Source organism: Microcystis sp. M144S2, from assembly GCF_020246065.1.
GTDB lineage: Bacteria > Cyanobacteriota > Cyanobacteriia > Cyanobacteriales > Microcystaceae > Microcystis > Microcystis ichthyoblabe_A.
Map to the genome: position 1 here is coordinate 1 of NZ_JADBTR010000095.1, position 6,588 is coordinate 6,588.

Below are 6,588 nucleotides of genomic sequence, written 5' to 3' on the forward strand. Positions count from 1 at the left end.
TGGGTAACTTAGTTGCTGCCATTATTACCTGTTTAGATCATCCTAATGCCGCTAATCAAATTTTTTTAATTAGCGATAACCAAGCTGTTTCTACTCCCCAATTAATTCGACTCATTGCTCAACAAATTCAACAACCCTGTCAATTGCTGCCCGTCCCCACTACCCTACTTAGATTCTTAGGTTATCTGGGTGATAGCATAGAATCCATAACAGGGAAAAACCTCCCTTTTAACACCTATAGTATCGATCGCTTGCTTGGTTCTCTTACCGTTGACTCTAGCCATATTCAAAAAACCCTGGATTGGCAACCTCCCTTTACTTTAGAGCAAGGATTAGCTCGAACCATTCAGCCAGAAAATTAGTGATAAGCTCAGATAGGGACAATAAGCAATAGGACAAAATTAACTTCTTGGTTAAGATAGGCAAAAGGCAAAAGGCACTCATGCAAGAAGTGGTTAGATATCTGTAGTTAATTGTGTCTAGCTACTTAATGCCAAATCCATGGTTGATAGTGTTTTTATGATAAATTCATACCAAATCCGTTTTTGATAGTATGATTAACTCTCAATCCAACTTTAAAAACCCAGTTATGGATTGTTTCCCCCGGCTCCGCAGCTCCGGCTCTCCTCCGCGACTGGCTTACTGTGGCGGACTCTATAATAGAGTCCCTGTCAGGTTTTTGTCCATTCTCAATTAACGGTTATTATTGCACTGACTAATTACCTTTACAAGAAGTTGATCATCGGGTAGGATGTACCCAATATGCCCATTGAATCTGGTCTTGAACTGGTCGGTTAATTAAATTGCCCATTATGGGTGACAGGCTGCCGCATCAGTATTTTGTCAAGATTTAATAGGCAACAACCAGCTAGTAATAGTTTGATCAAGGAGGCCAGTTCCCAGTTGGCTTTGACGACAAAACATGACAGTAAATATTAGTAGTGTAAAGGTTGACAATGTTGAAAAAAATTACTTAACCGTATGCAAACCGAGCAGGGTAGAAGAAATATTAAATTTGCCCTAGCCAGAAAAATCTTCAATCCCCTCTTAAGAAATATTGGCTACACCCTAATTACTGACCATTTTTATCAGCCCATACCCAACCGTCAGGAAATTATGACATACGCGGGCAAAGAAAGGCCTCTTAGCTCAATTGAATGGCATCTAGACAAGCAAACTGAACTGGTTAAATATTTACTAGAAAAATATGCTTTAGAATTTAACAATAAAGAAATTTTTTCAGCATTTGGTTATTCCGAAGATACTTCTGCTCTCATTAGTGGCGATGCAGAAGTCCTCTATGCTATGGTCAGAGAAAAAAAGCCGTCTCGGATAATTGAAATTGGCTCAGGTGGTAGCACTAAAATTATCGCCGCAGCTTTAAAAATGAATTTTATAGAAAATTCCCAAAAATCACAACTGATCTCGATCGAGCCTTATCCTCAAGATTTTTTAAAAGACTTTGCTAATATTAGTAAAGATTTTCTAGAATTTAGTTTGCTTACCCAGAAAGTAGAAGCCGTAGATTTGTCTGTTTTTGAATCCCTGCAAACCAATGATATTCTGTTTGTGGATTCTAGTCATGTGTTTAAGTCTGGTAGTGATGTGGAGTTTGAATTTCTTCAAGTTTATCCCCGTTTAAAAACAGGAGTCTTAGTTCATATTCACGATATATTTTTTCCCTATGATTATCCCATCGAATGGAATCTCAAAGAATCACGATACTGGAACGAGCAATACTTTTTAGAGACCTTTCTACAATTTAACAAAAAGTTTGAAATTTTGGCATCCTTATCTATGGTATCTTCTTATAAGAATTCTGTGTTTCTTGATAATATCAATGCTTATAATGAAGAGCGATTACCCGGTTCTTTCTGGATGATTGCTTAAAAATTACGCGCTTCCAAACAATCATGAAAATAATTAATCTTAATCATAACTTTTCCACGACTCGCAAGCTCACTTCTGATCCCCTACAATATCTCATATTATCTCCAGCAAATCCAGAACGTAAGGGAGAAGGAGGATTGAGAACAAAGGGATATTTCAAGCACTCCTACGGGGAGACAAGTGAGTTATCGGAAAAATTTACAGTTCCTTTGGTTACTATTATAACGGTAGTTTTTAATGGAGAAAAGCACTTAGAGCAGACAATTCAGAGTATCATTAGCCAGACTTATGATAACGTGGAATATATCATCATAGACGGAGGTTCCACGGACGGTACAGTTGATATTATACGCAAGTATGAGGAAGTAATTGATTATTGGGTAAGCGAACCAGATGCAGGAATTTCTGACGCTATGAATAAAGGGATAAGTTTAGCAACAGGAATTCTAATTAATCACTTACACGCAGGGGATAAATTTGCTGCTGACACAACCCTGTCGTCAGTGGTTTCATCTTATAATTCAGAAGGCTGGCGATGGTGTTTCGGTAATCAACTATTGAGAAGTCATACAGACGATACTATAGTGGGTTGCTTCTGTCCTCCTAAATTTAGTCAAAAACTACTTCACATAGTAAATACGATTCCCCATTCGACTGTTTTTTCTGAACGAGCTTTGATAGAAGAAGTAAATGGGTTTGACAATAATTATAAATGTGCTATGGATTACCATCTTTGGCTCAGGTTCACTCAATTATCAAAACCCAAACAATTTGATTATGCCACTGCTGAATTTTTACTGGGTGGTCGCTCCTCAGATATAAAATTAGCATTGCGGGAAGAATTTAGAGCTAGAAAGGAAGTTTTAAGGCAGTCAAAACTAGAATTATTGCTCTCTTTGGCAGTAGTAATAATGCGATATATTAAGCGACAACTGCGAATCACTACATTTGTCAAAAATAGTCCAGCATAATGGCAGTGAAGATAGATAATAAAAGTTGAGAGCAAATACGATATATGAAAATCGCTTATATTATTCCTCGTCTCAAAGATAGTGGCTTAACGAGAATACCTCTGTGGCTGTCTAATAGTATTTATCCTGAGCATGAGGTGAAGGTATTCTACTTTAGTGAAACTAATGCTCAAGAAAAATGCCTCAGCTTTAATGCTCCTGTTCAAAGAATAAGTTTCACCAGTTTTTGTCGAGAATTAAAAGATTACGATATAGTCCACTCCCATGGATTAAAACCCGATTTGTACCTTGCCATTAATTACCATAAGATTAAGGGCATAAAGATTACAACCATTCATGGCTATCACGTCGATGAACTCAGATACGACAAAGGCTCTCTACTAGGTTATATATGGGGAAATTTATGGAACCTAGCCTGCCGAAAATTAGATTTGGCAGTTTGCATAAGTCAGACGATGGAAAGATACTATCAAGGAATTGGCTATAAAAATACCACTGTAATTTACAATGGAATAAAAAAAATGGATGACAGTGTAAAGACAATCAAAGGGAGTAATATAAAAACTGGAGATAAAATTGTAATAGGTACAGTTTCTATCCTAAATAAAAGAAAAGGAGTGGAGCAAATTATCCAAGTATTACAGAAAAATACCCAGTACGATCTGATAGCAATAGGGGGAACATCTCAAGACATTAATCGATTGCAAGTCTTGGCAGAAAAACTAGGAGTTGCCCAAAGATGTGTTTTTACAGGCTATCGAGAAAATCCCTGGGAAACCGCGATTAATATTGACGTTTTTGTTTTTCCATCTCGCTCGGAAGGATTTGGTTTAGCTCTAGTGGAAGCAGCTAATTTAGAAATTCCGATTATCTGTTCTGATATTCCGACATTTAGGGAAATATTTCGAGAAAACGAAGTAACTTTTTTTCAGCTTGATGATATAGACGACTTGAACAACAAAATACTTATGCTAGATGAAATTAAAGACAAAGTTTCTCTGGCTAAGTTAAAAGCCGAAAAACTTTTTTCTTTGGAAAGTATGTGTGACAATTACTATCAGGAGTACAAAAAATTAATTGATGCTAATTAAAAATTATGAACTATAACCATATACAAGAATAAAAGGAGGCTCTATTGAGATGATTGGGATTTGTAATTTATGCGGTTCTGTGGTGGTTCAGATACATCCAGGATATTTTGGTACTCGTTGTTTAAACTGTAGATCTACTAAAATTCATAGAGCAGTTGGTTTGACAATTGAATCTCTAAATTTTTCAACCAGTACCTATGTTTACGAGTTGTCTTCTCGCGGAGCTTTGTATAAATTCTTAAAGGGTAAATTTAAAAATTTATACTTTTCTGAATACTTTGATGATGTACCTCTAGGATTGATGAAGAACTCTGTTGTCTGTCAAGACGTTCAAAATCTTCTTCTCAACGACGAATCTTTTAATTTAGTGACTTCTACCGAAGTTTTTGAGCATGTTCCTGATGACAGCAAGGGTTTTTCTGAAATTTACAGAGTCTTAAAAAAAGATGGATATTTTATTTTTACCGTGCCTTTATCAGATAACCCGAAAACAGTTGAAAGATGTTTCTTGCAGCCTGATGGGACTATCATACATCAGCTTGAACCTGAGTATCATGGCGATCAAATTCGTGGACAGGGAAGAGTTCTTGCCTTCAGAAATTACGGATTGGATATAACTAAACGGTTAGAAAGTTGTGGTTTTCACGCTGAAATACGTCTAGTAAACTCGACGCGCAATGTAATTGAAGATCAGAAGGTTATCATAGCAAAAAAAATGTAGTTCTATGACTGTCACTAAAAAATCAACTGGAGATGAGAATAAAATGTTAATTTCCTGCAAATACAACTCTCTTTTTATCCGTAATCCCAAAGTAGCGTTGTCGTCTTTGGAGAAATCTCTGAGAAAAATTATCTTAAATGACTGGGAATATTTTAACTATATTTGAAACTTGACAAAAAGACTATGAGAGAATACTAGAATTGCTTAAGTTACCAGAAGTAAAACTAGCAAGCGTCAATCAAAATCATCAACGTCAGCGAGACTATAGGAGTTATTATAACGAAGAAACTAAAAAAATTATTAGTGAACATCTCAAGGAAGATATAGAATTGTTTGGATACTCTTTTTAGTAAAAAATAGCTTTAGATACTTATGCAACTTAGCGCCTCCCTTGTCCTTTACAAAAATGACCCAGAGATAGTTACTCAAGCAATTAAGTCTCTGTTTAGCACACCCATGGAAATTAATTTATCAGTAGTAGATAACTCTCCCACTGATGAACTCAAAAAAATCTTTGATAATTTTCAGGAATACGATATAGATTACTACTTCAATAATGGTAATAACGTTGGTTTTGGTCAAGGACATAACCTAGCTATTGCTAGGTCTAAGAATTATGATTATCATTTAGTTATCAATCCAGATGTTTATTTTGATAATAATGTGATCACCGAACTTATTCACTACCTCGATAAGCATCAAGATGTGGGATTGATTACTCCAAAAATATCTTACCCTAACGGGGATATCCAATACCTTTGTAAGCGTCAACCCACAGTTTTGACCTTATTTATTAGACGTTTTATACCAAAAAAAATGCAGTTTCTTTTCAAAAAGAGATTGGACTGGTATGAAATGCGAGATATCAGCTATAACCAGATAATGGAAGTACCGATTATTAGTGGTTGTTTTATGCTATTTAACAGAAAATATTTAGATGATATTGGCTATTTTGATAAAAATATGTTTATGTATTTTGAAGATTATGATTTGACCATGAGAATGTCTAAAAAATACAAAACCATACTTTATCCCCATGTCAATATTTATCATCATTGGGCAAGAGGAGCGCACAACTCGACTAAACTGGCAATAGTTTTTGCTCAATCGGCTGTGTATTTTTTCAATAAACATGGTTGGAAACTTTACTAAACTTAATTGAATAATTAATAATGAAAAATGTTTTAGTTACAGGTTCTACCGGCTTTATTGGCAGCCACTTACTGCCAACTTTACACCAACATAACTACCAGATAACAGCTGCAATTCGCCAGAAATTTGAGTTTCCCGCAACCCTGTCAATTAAGGCTATTCAGGTGGGTGAAATTGATGATATAACCGATTGGCAAGAAGCATTGCTAGGCATTGATACCGTTATTCATCTAGCAGGACGCGCTCATATCCTTCATGAGACTATATCCAATCCAGAAGCAGAATTTATCAGAGTTAACACTAAGGGGACTATTAACCTAGTTAAGCAGTCGCTAAAAGCGGGAGTTAAGCACTTTATTTTTGTCAGTTCTATTCATGCTATGGCTGCCGAAAGTGATGATATTCTTAACGAAAATTCTCCCTGTCACCCTGATAGTCCCTATGGTCGTAGTAAATTGCAAGCAGAACAAGCTTTAATTCAACTAGCAAAAGATAGTGACATGACTTGGACAATTATTCGTCCTACTCTAGTTTACGGTCCTGGTAATCCGGGTAATATGGAGCGCTTGATGAAACTAATTAAACGGGGATTACCCTTACCTTTTGGTGCAATAAAAAATCATCGTAGTTTTGTCTTTGTGGGTAACTTAGTTGCTGCCATTATTACCTGTTTAGATCATCCTAATGCCGCTAATCAAATTTTTTTAATTAGCGATAACCAAGCTGTTTCTACTCCCCAATTAATTCGACTCATTGCTCAACA

General features: G+C 35.9%; 6 protein-coding genes and 1 pseudogene. All 7 read left to right on the forward strand.

Going from position 1 to position 6,588, the window contains the following annotated elements; all coding sequences use genetic code 11:
- Window positions 1–362, forward strand: a pseudogene (locus tag IM462_RS11845) (NAD-dependent epimerase/dehydratase family protein); the annotation flags it as partial.
- Window positions 363–981: 619 nt separating this feature from the next.
- Complete coding sequence (locus IM462_RS11850) at window positions 982–1,890, forward strand: class I SAM-dependent methyltransferase (protein WP_287702010.1); 909 nt, start codon at window positions 982–984, stop codon at window positions 1,888–1,890.
- Between the two features lie 23 nt (window positions 1,891–1,913).
- Window positions 1,914–2,861 (forward strand): glycosyltransferase family 2 protein, encoded by a 948-nt coding sequence (locus tag IM462_RS11855; RefSeq protein ID WP_287702012.1) that lies wholly within the window; start codon window positions 1,914–1,916, stop codon window positions 2,859–2,861.
- A gap of 44 nt (window positions 2,862–2,905) precedes the next feature.
- A complete protein-coding gene (locus tag IM462_RS11860) occupies window positions 2,906–3,952 on the forward strand; it encodes a glycosyltransferase family 4 protein (protein WP_287702014.1) in 1,047 nt (348 codons plus the stop codon).
- A 49-nt stretch (window positions 3,953–4,001) separates the two neighbouring features.
- Window positions 4,002–4,673: a class I SAM-dependent methyltransferase gene (locus IM462_RS11865; protein WP_287702016.1), complete on the forward strand. Its 672-nt coding sequence runs from the start codon at window positions 4,002–4,004 to the stop codon at window positions 4,671–4,673.
- Window positions 4,674–5,045: 372 nt separating this feature from the next.
- Window positions 5,046–5,825: a glycosyltransferase gene (locus IM462_RS11870; RefSeq protein ID WP_287702018.1), complete on the forward strand. Its 780-nt coding sequence runs from the start codon at window positions 5,046–5,048 to the stop codon at window positions 5,823–5,825.
- Window positions 5,826–5,845: 20 nt separating this feature from the next.
- A partial coding sequence (locus tag IM462_RS11875) for an NAD-dependent epimerase/dehydratase family protein (RefSeq protein WP_287702020.1) occupies window positions 5,846–6,588 on the forward strand: 743 nt, incomplete at its 3' end.

Excerpts from the sequence above, each read along its gene's own strand:
- IM462_RS11870 (WP_287702018.1), top strand. The coding sequence starts at position 5,046 with ATGCAACTTAGCGCCTCCCTTGTCCTTTACAAAAATGACCCAGAGATA.
- IM462_RS11855 (WP_287702012.1), top strand. The coding sequence starts at position 1,914 with ATGAAAATAATTAATCTTAATCATAACTTTTCCACGACTCGCAAGCTC.
- IM462_RS11860 (WP_287702014.1), top strand. The coding sequence starts at position 2,906 with ATGAAAATCGCTTATATTATTCCTCGTCTCAAAGATAGTGGCTTAACG.
- IM462_RS11850 (WP_287702010.1), top strand. The coding sequence starts at position 982 with ATGCAAACCGAGCAGGGTAGAAGAAATATTAAATTTGCCCTAGCCAGA.
- IM462_RS11865 (WP_287702016.1), top strand. The coding sequence starts at position 4,002 with ATGATTGGGATTTGTAATTTATGCGGTTCTGTGGTGGTTCAGATACAT.